The sequence below is a fragment of the Exiguobacterium flavidum genome (genome assembly GCF_003344535.1).
Classification (GTDB): Bacteria; Bacillota; Bacilli; order Exiguobacteriales; family Exiguobacteriaceae; genus Exiguobacterium_A; species Exiguobacterium_A flavidum.
Genome location: NZ_QPKS01000001.1, coordinates 25,602 through 41,373, shown reverse-complemented (window position 1 = coordinate 41,373; position 15,772 = coordinate 25,602). Strand labels below are relative to the sequence as shown.

Sequence of the window (15,772 nt, the reverse complement as noted above, 5' to 3'; positions counted from 1 at the left end):
TCGTGCTTCTGCTAGCCACGATTGTTGACCAAGCTCGCCGGGTGGTCCCCACCCTGAAGAATCGTCAGTACGCCAGCTTCAACAGGTTGATGCTGGCGTTGACGTCACGGTCATGATGCGCGCCGCAGGCACACGTCCATTCCCGGACGTTCAGCTTCTTCTTCTCGCCTTTTTGACCGCAAGAAGAACATGTCTGCGTCGATGCGAACCATTGGTCGGCCTTGATGAACGTCCGGCCATAGAATCTAGCCTTGTATTCCAGTTGGCGGACGAACTCGTACCAGCTCACGTCGCCGACGGACTTCGCCAAACGGCGGTTCTTCATCATGTTCTTCGATTTCAGCGTCTCGACGACGATGACTTGGTTCTCGTCAACGATCCGTCGCGACGTCCGATGGAGGAAGTCGGTGCGCTGGTTCTTGATCTTCTCATGCCTCTTGGCGAGGATGATTCGTGCCTTTTCACGGTTCTTGCTGCCAATTTTCTTGCGAGACAATGCTCTCTGAGCTTTTTTGATTTTCTCCTCTGATTTACGCAGGAAGCGAGGGTTCGGGATCTTCTCCGAGACCATCTCGTCGTTCGTCATGATGGCGAAGTGCTCGAGGCCGAGGTCGATCCCGACCTTGCTTTTTGCGGGGATCCATTTCTCTTCAGACTGATTGACAAGGATCGAGATGAAGAACTTGCCCGTCTTGGTCATCGACACGGTCACGGACTTGATGACGCCTTCGAAAGAACGGTGCTGTCTGAAGCGGATAAAACCGATTTTGGGAAGCCGCACCTTCCTGCCTTCGATGCGGACGCTGCCGTTCTGGTTGTTCGTGGTGTAGGAAGGACGGTCCCTGTGCTTCGATTTGAACTTCGGGAAGCCGACCGACTTGTCGCGGAAGAAGTTGGCGTACGCCTTGTTCAAGTCCATCTGGGCGTTCGCGAGGGCGAGGCTGTCGACATCCTTCAGGAAAGGGAATTCCAGCTTGTACTTCGCAGGGGTCGGGAGCCTCTGTTTTACGACAGGGTTCAGCTTCGATTCTTCGTACAGACGGATCCGCTCCTCGAGCATCTTGTTGTAGACGAAACGCACACAGCCGAATGTCTTCAGGAAAGACTCTCGTTGCGCTTTAGTCGGGTAGAGTCGAAACTTGTACGCCTTCAGCAAGATGATCACTCCTCTCCTTGCTTCTCAATGTGTCGTTTGATGGCGTCGACCGTCACGCCACCTATCGTGATGAGGGAATAGCTGAAAGACCAGAACATTTCTTTCCAGAGTTGTTTTTTGACGTGTGGAACGGCTCGTTTATCAATCGGCCGCTCGCGCTCTTGTAGGCGTTCAAGAATTTCGACATCCTTGTGTCCGGAAGCGCTTTGAACGACACATGGATGGGGTCTCCCCCATGATTCCACTCGGTGACTATGATGTGATAGGATTCACCGTTTCGTTCGAACGCAGGTCTCGCGAACGCTGAGATAGCGCCGTCTCTCACCTAGCCTTTATATTTGACCGCCAGAACAAGGTGGTCATTCAGAAGGAAGACGGAATGTTTGGGTGCATTTAATTACACTCATTTACCAGTCTTTTATTAATTACACTGATTATATAGAACATTTGTTCTGTTTTCAAGACGGGCGATTCATCTCCCACTTGCACTGGGCTTCGCATTGAGCGTTTAGTGGTAGGTGAATTCTCGAATAATTATGTTAAATTATGTTATAAATCAAAAAAATGGGGTTTTATATGAAGAAATGGACGAAGCTTGTCATTGCGACCACGCTGATCGCACCGATGGTCACACCGGTTCTCGAAGTTTGTACGTTCGCGGCGAAGAACGGTTTCCGATTCGAGTTCGCGAAAGGACTTTCATTCGGTAACTATACGGTGAAATCGAGCGATGTCACCGGGAAAGTCAGCAAATCGGATACGTTCGTCCTCAAGGCGAATCATCCGCTCAAGAAATAGAGCGGGAAGAAGCGGATCAGCGGGAAGACGGCAAAGCGCGGATTCGTCCGTCTCTATGTGAAGACGGCTTCAGGATATGTCCATCTCGCGACTGATCAAGCGGACGCGAAAGGCAACTACTCGCTGCAATTGAGAAAAATGCTCGTTGACGGAACATACGTCATCAAGTCCTATTCGAAAGAACATGTGCACACTGGAAACGAACATTTCCTTTCAGTCAAATAAGGATTTGAAGGAGCAGCGGCGACGCTGCTCCTTGTTTTAGTTTAGAATGGAGTAAAAGGGGCGGGGCGAATGGATTTCAAGAAAGCAGTAACACGACATGTCCGTCAGGGAGTCGAAACGACACATATTTTATTTCAAATACCAAATGAAGAGGATTGGCATAAAAAGGTGATCGACGGAAAACGTACGCCTTACGAAATCGCAAAACATCTCGCACTGCTGTTCGAGGCTGATCTGATGATCGCAAAAGGTGCGACGGCCGAGGAAATGAGACGATTTTATGACCAGGACGTGCCGATTGCCGATCTGTCGGACCGCATGTCAGCCTCGGCAGTCCTATTCGAGGAAGCGCTGCGAAATGGATTTGAGACGAGACAGACGTATTGGGGTGTTCATGATACGGACGCCGGTTGGTGCATCGAGATGGTAGGTCATTTCTATCATCACCGTGCGCAATTCTTCGACCAGCTCGTTTTGCTCGGTCACGTGATCGATTTTCAATTGTTCGAATGAGGGGGATGAATTGTGGAAAAAGTCGTAGAGACGACCGACGGAAGATTTCATGTGCGCATGAGCGGAGAAGGAGATGTCACATTCGTGCTCGATCACGGGATGATGTCCTGCCACCATCAATGGGGGTGGCTGAGCAGACGCCTGGCGAAAATCGGGAGGGTGTTCGAATATACACGCCTCGGCTATGGACGCTCAAGCAGGGGCAGAACGAAACGGCTGTTTGTGAATCAGGCGGATGAGCTTCAGCGTTTGTTGTCTTTTCTCGAAATGTCTGGACCCTTCGTCTTCGTCGGTCACTCGCTCGGTGCATATATCGCCCTGGAGATGTCGCTTCGATACGAGGACGAGACGAAGCTGACGGTCCTGCTCGACCCTTCCCATCCGGACGTCGACGCACATCTGCCGGACTGGTATGAGCGGATGCAGGAGATTTGGAATGGTTTTCTGTACCTGTTGACGCACGTCAGGCCGATCGCCTGGATCGTCCCGGATCAAATCGGGGCGAGACTGTTCTCCGAACTGCCGCTCGAAGAGCGAATCCCGTTCTGGCACGCGTTGTCGCGGCCCTCTCACTGGAGGGGGACGCTCGATGAATGGCGTACGGTCGAGGAGAACAATGCGCTTATCGACAGCAAGACGTCTTCCGTCAAGACGCCGGTCCTCGTCCTGTCTGCCGGCGAATGGGCTGGCGGGCTTCCTGAACACTGGATCAAGGCGAGGCTCGGGGAACATATCCAGGAAGCACACCGATCGTTCGCGAAAAGCATGCCAAACGGACAATTCGAGGTCATGGAAGGATTGAACCACTACACGATTGCCGGCTTTTCGGATGAGGGGGCAAGGTCCGTCAGCTACGCGATTGAAAGGAAGTTGTTTTTTTCAAAAGATGAGTCAACATCTGATGAATGAAGGCTTTTGAGTTCCTTTTTTGGTATATTTTTTTAGGAGAACGGGAATCGTTCATCAATTGTACTGTTAAGGAGGCTTTCATTTGCGGAACAGGATTTTGCAATTTGCCCTCGTCCTACTGATCACAGGGTCCATCATCTGGGCACTTCACTATTTCGGATATCTCTGGTACGTGTTGACGGTCTCGGGGATCGTCGTCCCGCTCGTCGTCATCATGATCATCTTCATCGAGAACAGGACGGCCGAATCGACGATCGCCTGGTTTCTCGTCCTCGTCTTCCTGCCGATCATCGGTGTCGTCATCTGGGCCATGTTCGGCCGTAATCCCCGCCGTCGCCGCCGTAGCAGAAGGTCCCATGAAGAAAGACAATTATTCCGACAGGCAGTCCGGCCGATCAGGAGCCTCGCAGTCACGGACCTCTCGCCGGACCATTTGAAGCTCGCGAACACGATACGTAACTTCGGCGGCGGTGGAGTCGATGTGCATACGTCGAGCCAGGTGTTGACGAACGGGGGCGAGACGTTCCCTGCCATCTTGGAGGCGATCCGGTCTGCTGAGAACCACGTCCATATCCAGTACTACATCTACCGGACGGACGAGCTCTCGACTGCGATTCGTGACGCACTGATCGAGCGGGCGAAGTCAGGCGTCGAAGTGCGCTTCATGTATGACGGGCTCGGAAGTTACGGTCTCAACGAATCGTTCCTTCGTCCTCTCAAGGAGGCGGGCGGGAAGGTCGTCGCCTTCGATCCGATTTCAAGCCCGCTCTTCATCTTCACCGCGAATTTCCGCAACCACCGTAAGATCGTCGTCGTCGATGGAAAGGTCGGATTCACTGGCGGGCTGAACGTCGGAAATGAATATGACGGGAAGGATCCGAAGTTCGGTTTTTGGCGTGACACCCATCTGCGTCTCGAGGGCCGCGCCGTCAAGGAACTTCAAGCGACGTTCATCGATGACTGGCTCTACGGGCAAATCGAAAAGGATGACACGTGGGAGACGTTCGCGAATGAGACGAACTTGCCTCTCTACTTCCCGGCGCATGACGTCGAGACCGATGGAGCCGTCCAAATCGTCACGAGCGGCCCGACTTCGAAGGATCCCGCGATTCGGAACGCCTTGATCGCGGCGATCATCACGGCGCAACGCTCGATTTGGATCGCGACTCCGTACCTCGTCCCTGATAACGAGACGTTGACGCTGCTGCGACTCGCTGCACGGGCCGGGCTCGATGTCCGCATCCTGACGCCCGGCAAGGGAGACAGCTTCACTTCCTATTATGCGACGAGATCCTATTTCGGGCCGCTTCTGAAGGACGGCGTGAAGATCTATACGTATAATCGTCACTTCATGCATGCGAAGATCGTGCTCGTCGACGGGAAGATCGGTGTCGTCGGAACTGCGAACATGGATATACGGAGCTTTGTCCTCAACTATGAACTGATGGCTTTCCTCTATGATACGGAGAGCGCAAAGGAACTTGAGCGTGATTTCATCGATGATTTCGAGGTGTCGATCCAGCTTTCGTCGCAAGACTACGTCAAACGTTCCTTCCGCTTCCGGATTTTCGAGTCGCTGTCACGTCTGATTTCACCATTGCTTTGATACCGAGCGGTCCCATGTCTGATGGGGCTGCTTTTTGTTTTTATCAGGCAACAGCCGTTTCGTTTGGCTGGTCACGGGGAAATCATGGGAAATCAGGCGGACTTGTCGCTCCGGTCTGATTGAATCGGTCGATTGGAACCGTTTAGCCTTGTACTAGTGTCTTAAAGTTCGATACACTGTTCGTGTAAACGTTTGCACTCAATTGTCAGGAAGGATGTGACGGGGCTATTGCCCTTTTCCGATGCGCACTTTGAATGAATCACACTTTTTCGTACGTGATATCAAACCCGAGGCGAGGGCGGAAGCGATCGTCCAAGGCGACCGTTATCGTTTCACTGTTTTGACGAGCCGCATGATCCGGATGGAGTATGCGGAAGACGGCGTGTTCGAGGACAGACCGACCCAAACCGTCTGGAACCGTGATTTTCCGGTCCCCGATTTCCGCGTCGTCGATGAAGCGGACGAGCTTCAAATCATCACCGAACACGTCCATCTTCACTATTCGAAGGAGCCGTTCGCAGAGAACACGCTCTACGTCGACGTCAAAGGGAACTTCAGTACCTATTACAGCCGCTACACGTTCGGCGGTCCGAAGCGGACACTCAAAGGGACGGCACGGACGCTCGACCACGCTGACGGAGCGATCGAGCTCGAAGAGGGAATCGTATCGAAACAAGGATACGCCTCGATCGATGACTCGTCCTCCTTCATCATGACCGAGGATCATTTCGTTGAACCGAGACGGGCTGGGCAATGCGATGTCTACTACTTTGGATATGGTCATGACTATAAGCAGGCGATCAAGGACTTTTACCATCTGACTGGCCCGACGCCGATGCTTCCGCGTCAAGTACTCGGGAACTGGTGGAGCCGTTACTGGTCATACAATGAGAAGGAATACAAGGAATTGATGACCCGTTTCAAGGAGGAAGACGTGCCCTTCTCAGTAAGCGTCATCGACATGGATTGGCACGTGACGAACATTCCGGAACAGTACGGAAGCGGGTGGACAGGGTACACGTGGAACCGTGAGCTGTTCCCGGATCCAAAAGGTTTTCTTGACTGGCTGAAGAAGGACAACCGGATGGTGACGCTCAACCTCCACCCGGCTGACGGCGTCCGCGCTTTCGAAGAGAGCTACGAGGCGATGGCAGTAGCGATGGGAGTCGATCCCGAGTCCGGTGACCGGATCCCATTCGATTTCTCCGACCGGGAGTTCATCGAGAACTACTTCGTCCATCTTCATCATCCGCACGAGGCGGACGGGGTCGATTTCTGGTGGATCGACTGGCAGCAGGGTGCGACCTCGAAAATCAAGGGTCTCGATCCGCTCTGGATGCTGAATCACTATCATGCGATCGACATCGCGCGTGAAGGGAAACGTCCGCTCATCTTCTCTCGCTACGCCGGACCGGGCAGCCATCGCTATCCGATCGGCTTCTCGGGGGACACGATCATCTCGTGGGCATCACTTAAGTTCCAGCCATACTTCACGGCGACGGCCTCGAACATCGGATACGGCTGGTGGAGTCATGATATCGGGGGGCATCACCGTGGCGTCAAGGACGATGAGCTTGCGACCCGTTGGCTTCAGTACGGTGTCTTCAGTCCGATCATGCGACTTCACAGCACTTTCAGCATCTTCAACGGCAAGGAGCCGTGGCGCTATTCGCTCGAGGCGGAGGTCGTCATGAAGGAGTACTTGCGCTTGAGACACCGCCTCGTCCCTTATCTGTACACGATGAACGCGCGAAATCACTTCGATGGTCTTCCGCTCGTCCTGCCGATGTACTACGAATATCCGGACGATGAGCGTGCCTATAACGTACCGAATCAATACTTCTTCGGAACGGAGCTCGTTGTCTCGCCAATCGTCGAACAGATGAACGACAAGCTTCACGTCGCGGCGACTACGGTCTGGCTGCCTGAAGGCGAGTGGTTCGATTTCTTCAGCGGCCACAAGTACCACGGCGACAAGCATGTCCGGATGTTCCGCAGGTTGTCCGAGCAAGCGGTCCTCGCGAAAGCCGGGGCGATCGTCCCGATGGCGCGTCACCTCGAACATTCGAACGACGTGATGACCCCGGATCATCTCGAACTCGTCGTCTTCCCGGGTGCGGATAATTCGTTCACACTTTACGAGGACAACAACGTCGATGTAACGCACCGCGAAGGGGAGAACGCGCTGACGACGTTCGCGCTCGACTGGGAGGAGCGGCGCTTGACGCTCGTCCCGCCGACCGGGCATCAAGACCTTTTGCCGGAATCCCGCTACCTCACCCTGTACTTGCGGGGAGTGACCGATGGAAGCGTGACGGCGAACGGCAACCGGTTGATCACCCACTATGATGAGGAGACGCTGACGCTCGAGGTCGAGGTCGGTCGAATCTCTTATGAAGAGGAAATCGTCCTTGAACTAGGTGTCGATGTGACGAAGAACGAGAATCGCCTCGAGCGGCTCTACTATTTCCTCGACAAGGCAGAGATTTCCTTCGGTTTGAAGGATGACCTCTACCGGATGCTCGAAAAGCAGCCGGACCCAGTGACGTTGATGCACCAGCTTCAGGCGATGCCGATCGAGAAGGATCTCGTCGACGCGATGCTCGAGCTGATGTTGCTCTGAACAAAAAAGCAGCCGCGGTCCCTTGTCTCGGGATGCGGCTGCTTTTAGTGCCTGCGCAGCTTTTTTGCTTTTGCATTGAGTTCGGCATAGGTGATCATCGGACTGTCCTCGATCGAGAGGCGCAGGTGGTTCGGTTCACCTTTAGCTGTGACACCGGTGCAGAACAGGATGTCTGCGTACTTCGCGAACAACTCTTCGTACTGCGGCAGGTGGTGCATCAGGCGACCGGGCGAACCCCAGCCGCACAGGACGATTCCGCCATGCGCCTTGACGTCCTCAAGGACGCTTGCGACGTAGTGGAAATTGGTTTCATCGAACTTGGCCTGGGCGAACGGCAAGTCATCACTCGCTGCCAAATCGGGCATCAGGCTGATGATGTCATAGCGTGCAATCGGCTTATCGACATGCTTTTTGAGCAGGTTGTAGGCACGCTGAGTCGTCGTCCCTGACAAGAAGGCATCAGAGGTGCGAGGGGTATAGATCATCGCCGCGACATGTGTGCCGTCCATGATATCCGTGAAGACGTAACTCCGCAAGTAGCGTTTCGTCCGGGATTTGTCGAAGACCGTGTCCACCTCGATGCGTGTCTCTTCGATTTCGACTTCTGATGGGTTAGGATGTTGCATCGATCTTCCTCCTTATTTAACTAAACTAGGCGAGAATTCTCCCACCTCTCAACGCTCGGGGCGAAGCCCAGTGTAGGTGGGAGATGAATCCCATTCTTGAAAATAGAACAAATGTTCGATGTAATCAGTATAACGATTCAAAGTAACGGTGTATCCGTGAAACCGATCCAAACGAGTATTCCGTCTCCCTTCTGAGCCATCCATCTTGTTCTGGTGGTCGTTCATAGAAGTAAAGTGACAACGATGCCATCAAACAACACATTAAACAAACAAGGAGAGGAGTGACCTTCGTGCTGAAGGGATACCACTTTCGGCTGTACCCGACGAAATCGCAACGCGACTATTTCCTGAAAACGTTCGGTTGCGTGCGCTTCGTCTACAACAAGATGCTCGAAGAACGGATCCGTCTGTACGAAGAATCGAAACTGAATCCTGGCGCGAAGCAGAAACTCCCGACCCCCGCAAAATACAAGCCGGAATTCCCTTTCCTGAAAGAGGTGGACAGCCTCGCCCTCGCCAACGCCCAGATGGACTTGAACAAGGCGTACGCCAACTTCTTCCGCGACACGTCGATCGGATTCCCGAAGTTCAAGTCGAAGCACAAGGACCGCCCCTCCTACACGACGAACAATCAGAATGGAACCGTTCGTATAGAGGGCGGCAAGGTCCGGCTCCCGAAGATTGGATTCGTCCGATTGAAGCAACATCGGAAATTCGATGGCCGAATCAAGTCCGCGACCGTGTCGATGACGAAGACGGGCAAGTTCTTCATCTCGATCCTTGTCAATCAGCCTGAAGAGAAGTGGGTTCCCGCACAGCACAAGATCGGGATCGACCTCGGTCTCGAGCACTTCGCTGTCATGACGAACGATGAGAAGGTCTCGGAGAAGATCCCGAACCCTCGTTTTCTTCGTAAATCAGAAGAGAAGATCAAGAAAGCGCAGAGAGCATTGTCCCGCAAGAAGATCGGCAGCAAGAACCGCGAGAAGGCACGGATCATCCTCGCCAAGAGGCATCAGAAGGTCAAGAACCAGCGCCTCGACTTCCTGCATCAGACGTCGCGACGAATCGTTGACGAGAACCAAGTCATCGTCGTCGAGACGCTGATATCGAAGAACATGATGAAAAACCACCGGCTGGCCAAGTCCGTCGGAGACGTGGGCTGGTACGAGTTCGTCCGAAAGCTGGAATACAAGTCCACGTTCTACGGCCGGACGCTCATCAAGGCCGACCAATGGTTCGCGTCGACGCAGACGTGTTCTTCGTGCGGAGAAAAGGGCGAGAAGAAGAAGCTGAACGTCCGGGAATGGGCGTGTACCTGCGGCGCGCATCATGACCGTGACATCAATGCCAGCATCAACCTGTTGATGCTTGCCGACTGACGGCCCTTCACGGCAGGGACTGCCCGGCGAGCTTGGTCAATAATCGTGGCTGGCAGAAGCACGGTCTTCCCAAGAAGTTCCCACTTCCATTTGCGAAGCAAAAAAGTGGTGAGTAGTTCACTCGTTCCTCGTCAATCTTTCGCTCAATTGGATCATCATATGAATCGGCATCTTCGCGAGAGGGACGTCTGTCTCGTCGACGCTCACGACCTTCTGCTTATACAGATCGTATTGATTCAGTACGTCGTCGACATATTGATTGCTGCGGTTGTATTCGTAGAGAGCCTGTTCGAGCGTACCGACCTCGGAGGTGGTCCTGACATCGTGTTGCCGCAAATATTTTGCCGCCGTATGTGCGCTGTCCTCAAGATCGAGCGGATCGGCTTTTCCGTCAGCATTCGCATCCGTGCCAAGACCGCCGTACTTCTCGATCAGAGAAGGATCCGTCAAATCGATCCCATTCTTTTCGATGTCGCCGAGCGAAGAACCGCCTTCATACTTCCATCCGACCCATGTCTTCGGCATGAACTGGAAGGGTCCGAGCGCACCGACCGAAGATTCCATGTTAGAGGATTTCGAGAAGATCGTCTCGACACGATGGATCGACGCGAGCAGGCGCCAATCGACGTCGTATGCCTCCGCTGCTTCCTTATAGACCGGCATGTGAGCGGATGGGATTCCGTTCGCCCCGTAGTAGTTCCGGTAGAGCTCATTTTGGACACGGTCACGATTCGACCAATACAACATGGACGCCACGAGGAAGAGTAGCAGCAAACTGCTGATGAATAGAGCTTTTCGCATAAAATCCTCCTCAACTATCATTCCACTGAATGGTATCATATTTAGAGATAGCCTTGAAGCAAGAAATATGAGGAGGTGCGACATGGAAAAGGCGATCTATGGGCTCATCCTGCTCATCCTCGCTGCGTTGCCATACCTGTCCAGCCGTGTCATGATGCCTGAGCTCATCCGGATCGGCCGCCCGCAGCTCTATCTTGAGATGGTCAAATCGAGTTGGATCCTCATGTTCGGTGTCGTTCTGACGTCACTCCTGTTCGGCACACGTCCGGCGGAGCTTGGCCTCGTCTTTTGGAGCACGGAGACGGACTTGCTGACGTTCGGCTGTGTGATGGGAGCGAATATCCTGCTCTATTTCCTGTTCATCAGGTCGCGAAAATCTGATCGGATCAAAAAAATGTTGCGCCCGCTCTTCTCCTCCGAAGCGGAGAGGGCATTGCTTCCTCGAAACGAAGACGAACGTCGTTCGTGGCGTGCCGTCGCCTGGACAGCCGGAGTGACAGAGGAAGCGATCTACAGGGGATTTTGGCTCTACGCCGCACCTTTGCTTTTGCCGGCGCCCTCTGCGATTCATCTGATCCTGATGGGGATCGTTTTTGGAATGGCCCATGCCTACCAAGGGAAGTCTGCAATTTTCGTTACTGGGGCGATGGGGATCGGTTTTGGTTTCCTTTATGTGAAGTTGCAGATCCTCTGGCCGCTGATGCTTCTGCATGCCCTGCTCGACCTGTTGCCGACATTCGTGCATAATGAGAAAACTACGAATCAATGAAAAATCTCTGCCCGGTTCGAACAATCTCGAGAAAGCCCTTGTCAGGAAAAAGCGGGGGCAAGTAAAATGAAATCAGGTAAACGCTTACAAGGAAAAGGAGATGGACTGTATCATGCGAACGATCACTTCCACTGGCCAACGAAAAAAGACGAGTTGGGTGCTCGATATCGGAAGTAGCCCTAAGCTGATCGTAAATGAGGTGGCTCGAACAGAGACCGACGAGTGGAGCCGACTCGCCTTTGGAGTCCATCACATCCCGACGACCGACACGCTGATCAAACGGTTCAAGGAGGCTTTCCCTAATCAGACATGCAACAACGGTTACGATGTCTACGGAGCAGCTGCGTTTGACGAACAAGTCGTCGATTTGATCTCGAAGTGGTTCATTGAGCTCGTCACGGTCTTGACAGCGATCCAGCTCGAACACGGCGGCGACCGTTTCCAGGTCGAAGGCGGCATCTCAAAGCGGACTGACTTCCTCCCGACCATCAGAAGAACCTGTAGAGCGCTCGAATCCCACATCATCGTCATCTGAGCCTTGACTTTCCAACCTTCGCGAAAGCGGAGGTTTTTTTATTTCATCTTTACTGTTGCGTTTGTTAACAAAGATAGGTAAGATGACATAAGAATAAATGACCAATTTAGTTTTTTGGTCATAATTTGGAAAGAAGGATGGTAAGGATGAACGGATTACAACTATTGAAGGCGGAGATGAAGGCGATCCTGTCGAACAGGCGTCTGCTCGTTCCGATCATCGCGGTCGCATTCATTCCTTTGCTGTATGCAGGGATGTTTCTCTGGGCGTTTTGGGATCCATACGGAAAGATGGAGCATCTGCCTGTCGCGATCGTCAATGAAGACGAGGGTGCGGAAATGGAAGGCACGCCGCTCGATATCGGAGGAGAGCTCAGTACGAAGCTGAAGAAATCGGATCAATTCGATTTCCATTTCGTCTCGAAGAAAGAGGCGGTCGATGGACTGAAGAATCACGACTACTATATCGCGGTCGAAATTCCGAAGTCGTTCTCGAAGAAGGCGACGACTTTACTTGACGAAAATCCTGAAAAGCTCGAGATGTACTTCCTTCCGAACGAAAGCTTCAACTTCCTCGCCGGACAAATCGGTGGAACGGCAGTCGATCGTGTGAAATCGGAAGTCGCTTCTGAAATCACGAAGACGTATGCAGACGCGATGTTCGAAGGCATCAACAAGGCATCTGAAGGTCTTGCGAAAGCGGGAGAAGGTGCGGGTGAGTTGTCTGACGGTCTGTCAGCTGCAAAGGAAGGGACGAACGAACTGTCGGCAGGCGCATCGTTGCTTGCCTCGAAACAACAAGAGATGAAGTCAGGGACATCGGAGATGAAATCAGGGGCAGAGGCACTGGCCACCGGTTCATCGACGCTTGCGCAAAAATCAGGCGAGCTGTCTGATGGACTTGGTAAGCTGTCTGACGGTTCACAGTCCCTTTCCGGAGGACTTGGCCAGCTCGCAGCCGGGCAGGAATCATTGAATTCAGGTGCTGCGCGACTGAACGACGGACTTTCGACCGCGAAAGGCGGCGCGACACAGCTCCGCGACGGGATTGCAACGCTCGCGAAAGGGCAGGCACAACTCACGGAAGGGACGAGTGGTGTAGCACAAGGTGCCGCTAATTTGAAGGATGGTGCACTCAAGCTTCAGGCGGGGAACCACCAGTTGTCCGGAGGACTCGCGGCTGTCGAGACAGAGGTCGCGAATAACCGGAAAGCGTTGGCTGCGCAACTTGACGCGCTGATCAAAAAAGGAGAACCGGTCGATCCGGCCATCCTGCAGGCGATTGCCGGACAACTTGATCAAGGGAACGAAAAGTTGTCGAGTGCACTTGGACAGCTCGCTGTCGCTGCCGGTCAACTCGATGTCGGAGCAGGTCAACTGGCGGATGGTGCCGGGCAGCTCGCCGGCGGCGCAAAGCAGGTCGATGCGGGCGCGAAAAGTGCATCTGCCGGAACGGACCGTCTGCTCGCCGGAGCGGATGAACTCGTCTCTGGTGTGACGAAACTCGAATCCGGCAGCGGGGAGCTTGCTTCTGGTCTCGGCAAGGCGAGCGGAGCGACTCTTCAGCTTGCAGATGGAGCGAACCAGCTTTCTTCCGGATTGAACGAGGCGTCGAATGGCAGTGCGAAGCTCGCTGACGGCGCAAATGAAGTATCAGACGGCAACAGCAAGCTCGCTCAGGCGACGGAACAAGTCGATGCCGGGGCAGGCAAGTTGGCTGACGGAGCACAAGATGTCGCTTCAGGGACGAAGCGTCTTGATTCCGGTTTGACGAAGCTCGAGGGCGGTGCGTCGACCCTCGCTACTAAGCTGGTCGAAGGAGCCGATGAATCGACGCTGAAGACGACGGATGCGACGAAGGAGATGTTCGCTAAACCGGTGAAAGTCGTCGACGCACCGGTGACGAAAGTGCCGAACTATGGCACCGGATTCGCACCTTACTTCATCTCACTCGGTCTCTACGTCGGGGCACTCATGCTGTCGATCGTCTATCCGATGTTCGACCCGGCCGGCCGTCCGAAACGGACGCTGAGCTGGCTCCTCTCTAAGAGCGGCGTGCTCGCTCTCGTCGGTGTGATCCAATCGATCCTCGTCGCGGTACTGATGCGACATGGACTAGGCATCGAGGTCGTACAGCCGGTTACTTTCTACCTGTTCACGTTCCTCGTCAGCCTGACGTTCCTGCTGATGATCCAGTTCCTCGTGACGGCGTTCGGCAACCCAGGGCGATTCATCGCGGTACTGCTGCTGATTTTGCAACTGACATCTTCAGCTGGGACGTTCCCGGTGGAGCTCGTACCGGCAGAACTGAAAATTTTCAACACGCTTCTCCCGATGACCTATTCAGTAGCGGGATATAAGACGATCATCTCGGGGGACGCGGCAAGCTTCCTGCATTCAGCATACGCTGTGCTCGGCCTCTACTCGATCGGCTCGCTCCTCTTCCTGTACCTCTATTTCCGTCTTCAATGGAAAAAGCGGTATAAGGGGGCGGCGGACGAAGCGGCATAAGAAACATTAAAAAAGGCAATGATCCGACGATCCGGATCATTGCCTTTCGTGTACCTGTGAGGGGATGCGAGGAGAAGATGGCCACGGTGTCGAATAGAGAGGGAAGTGGTCAACCTTGCCCCCAAGTCGCTTTCCCGGTGCGGCACGCACGAAGCAGGGCATCCTTGAAGAAGCGATCTTCCTGGATGGCGAGCTGTTTCGATGATTCCTCGTCACCGCGCAGCGAGCGTGTCAGCATCTGTAGTATCTTGACCCAGCGCCTTACATGGTCGAGTTGCGGTTTGCCCATCGCGAGATAGACCGTGAACCAGTCATTCTGGTCCCTGCGGACGATACGCTGGAAGAGTGAACGGGCCAGGTCGGCCTCATCTGCAGTCGGTGACTCACCGCTTTCGAAATAGGCGAGCAGCTTCGAAAGGGAGGTCGCATAGGCAGCGAGCACGTCGTCTGAAGGCTGATGCTTACCGTAATCCGAAATCGACAGGTGAAGAAGTGGCGGTTTCTTTTCGACACCGGTCACCCAGGCGTTGATCGTCGTATCTGACGCCAGTTGCTGGCGATTGCCGATCGGCAGCTTCGTCGTCACGCCGTCAACTTTCCCGAAGACGGTGACTTTCCCGTTTCTTTCTTGGATTTCGGTGATCTTGCTCTCGACTACGTCGCCCATCTCGTACGGGATGGCTTTTGGTTGAAGCTTTTCGCCGGCAGGGATAGGGGAACGCTTCCGAATCATCCGGAGCGCCTCCTGCTCCATCCTGTCGTCCAGAGACCACAGATGTTCGGGAGGGACGTTTCGGAACCGGCGCCGGCGGACTTTGATATACTGCTCAAGTTCACCAGCTGCCTCCTCTCGTGTCTTCTTGTTTTCAGCGAGGGGTCCGATGATGTCTCGCAAGGTGATCGACTCGAGCCGATCCATGATTCCTTCAAAAGGGATCAGCTCCATACAGTAGAGGCTGCATACGATCAGCTCGCATTCACGCGGCGTTAAAGGGCGTTTGGCCATGAGTGACTTCCTTTCTAGCTATGATGTTCTCAGTATACCAAAAAAAGCGCACTGCTTCCTTCCTGAGAAGGGAACAGTGCGGCATAGGCGATGGTACTCAGATGGCGTAAGGCGTCTCGATGCTGTTTTGGAGCTCGGCCGACACGAGCGCCGTGATTCCGCCCGTGAACGGGTCATGGGTGACGAACAATGAGCCGAGTGCCTGAATTTCTTCGAGGGAGGCATCCTTGTCCGCACCTGTGATCCGTAATCGATATGGTTTTTTTGCGGCGGTGTCGAAGCTTAGCAGAATAGTATGTTCCATGGTCTTCCT

At 53.9% G+C, this 15,772-nt stretch carries 14 protein-coding genes and 1 pseudogene; 9 read left to right on the top strand and 6 right to left on the bottom strand.

Going from position 1 to position 15,772, the window contains the following annotated elements; all coding sequences use genetic code 11:
* Positions 1-64: 64 nt before the first annotated feature.
* Positions 65-1,156 (bottom strand): IS200/IS605 family element RNA-guided endonuclease TnpB, encoded by a 1,092-nt coding sequence (tnpB, locus tag DFG60_RS00215; RefSeq protein ID WP_114570002.1) that lies wholly within the window; start codon positions 1,154-1,156, stop codon positions 65-67.
* Positions 1,157-1,161: 5 nt separating this feature from the next.
* A pseudogene (gene tnpA, locus DFG60_RS00210) lies at positions 1,162-1,523 on the bottom strand (IS200/IS605 family transposase).
* A gap of 209 nt (positions 1,524-1,732) precedes the next feature.
* Between tnpA and DFG60_RS00205 the strand changes: the two are divergent.
* The 5 genes from DFG60_RS00205 to DFG60_RS00185 all read left to right on the top strand — a co-directional run bounded on the left by DFG60_RS00205 (position 1,733) and on the right by DFG60_RS00185 (position 7,830).
* Positions 1,733-1,954: a hypothetical protein gene (locus DFG60_RS00205; protein ID WP_114569718.1), complete on the top strand. Its 222-nt coding sequence runs from the start codon at positions 1,733-1,735 to the stop codon at positions 1,952-1,954.
* 294 nt (positions 1,955-2,248) lie between these two features.
* The gene (locus tag DFG60_RS00200) at positions 2,249-2,692 is read left to right on the top strand and encodes a DinB family protein (protein ID WP_114569717.1); all 444 of its coding nucleotides are present in this window, start codon (positions 2,249-2,251) and stop codon (positions 2,690-2,692) included.
* 12 nt (positions 2,693-2,704) lie between these two features.
* Entirely contained in the window at positions 2,705-3,601 is an 897-nt protein-coding gene (locus DFG60_RS00195; protein ID WP_114569716.1) for an alpha/beta fold hydrolase, read from the top strand.
* An 82-nt stretch (positions 3,602-3,683) separates the two neighbouring features.
* On the top strand, positions 3,684-5,207 hold the full coding sequence (locus DFG60_RS00190) for a cardiolipin synthase (RefSeq protein WP_114569715.1): 1,524 nt from the start codon (positions 3,684-3,686) through the stop codon (positions 5,205-5,207).
* A gap of 241 nt (positions 5,208-5,448) precedes the next feature.
* Positions 5,449-7,830, top strand: coding sequence for a glycoside hydrolase family 31 protein (locus tag DFG60_RS00185; RefSeq protein WP_114569714.1), 2,382 nt, complete (start codon positions 5,449-5,451; stop codon positions 7,828-7,830).
* A 44-nt stretch (positions 7,831-7,874) separates the two neighbouring features.
* Here the strand turns inward: DFG60_RS00185 and DFG60_RS00180 are convergent, their stop codons facing one another.
* Positions 7,875-8,456, bottom strand: coding sequence for a DUF1643 domain-containing protein (locus tag DFG60_RS00180; protein ID WP_114569713.1), 582 nt, complete (start codon positions 8,454-8,456; stop codon positions 7,875-7,877).
* A gap of 290 nt (positions 8,457-8,746) precedes the next feature.
* Here DFG60_RS00180 and tnpB (DFG60_RS00175) point away from each other — a divergent pair, with 290 nt between their 5' ends.
* Positions 8,747-9,838, top strand: a complete 1,092-nt coding sequence (gene tnpB, locus DFG60_RS00175) for an IS200/IS605 family element RNA-guided endonuclease TnpB (RefSeq protein ID WP_114569712.1) — start codon at positions 8,747-8,749, stop codon at positions 9,836-9,838.
* Positions 9,839-9,955: 117 nt separating this feature from the next.
* Here the strand turns inward: tnpB (DFG60_RS00175) and DFG60_RS00170 are convergent, their stop codons facing one another.
* Complete coding sequence (locus DFG60_RS00170) at positions 9,956-10,639, bottom strand: lytic transglycosylase domain-containing protein (RefSeq protein WP_114569711.1); 684 nt, start codon at positions 10,637-10,639, stop codon at positions 9,956-9,958.
* 82 nt (positions 10,640-10,721) lie between these two features.
* On the opposite strand from DFG60_RS00170, the gene DFG60_RS00165 reads away from it, so the two are divergent.
* From DFG60_RS00165 to DFG60_RS00155, 3 genes are all read left to right on the top strand, one after another.
* A complete protein-coding gene (locus DFG60_RS00165) occupies positions 10,722-11,408 on the top strand; it encodes a CPBP family intramembrane glutamic endopeptidase (RefSeq protein ID WP_157964451.1) in 687 nt (228 codons plus the stop codon).
* Positions 11,409-11,520: 112 nt separating this feature from the next.
* Positions 11,521-11,943, top strand: coding sequence for a hypothetical protein (locus DFG60_RS00160; protein ID WP_114569709.1), 423 nt, complete (start codon positions 11,521-11,523; stop codon positions 11,941-11,943).
* A 146-nt stretch (positions 11,944-12,089) separates the two neighbouring features.
* Positions 12,090-14,453, top strand: a complete 2,364-nt coding sequence (locus DFG60_RS00155; protein WP_198661512.1) for a YhgE/Pip domain-containing protein — start codon at positions 12,090-12,092, stop codon at positions 14,451-14,453.
* Between the two features lie 109 nt (positions 14,454-14,562).
* On the opposite strand, the gene DFG60_RS00150 is transcribed toward DFG60_RS00155, so the two are convergent.
* On the bottom strand, positions 14,563-15,459 hold the full coding sequence (locus DFG60_RS00150) for a hypothetical protein (RefSeq protein ID WP_114569707.1): 897 nt from the start codon (positions 15,457-15,459) through the stop codon (positions 14,563-14,565).
* Positions 15,460-15,556: 97 nt separating this feature from the next.
* Positions 15,557-15,763, bottom strand: a complete 207-nt coding sequence (locus DFG60_RS00145) for a DUF2922 family protein (protein WP_114569706.1) — start codon at positions 15,761-15,763, stop codon at positions 15,557-15,559.
* Positions 15,764-15,772: the final 9 nt, after the last annotated feature.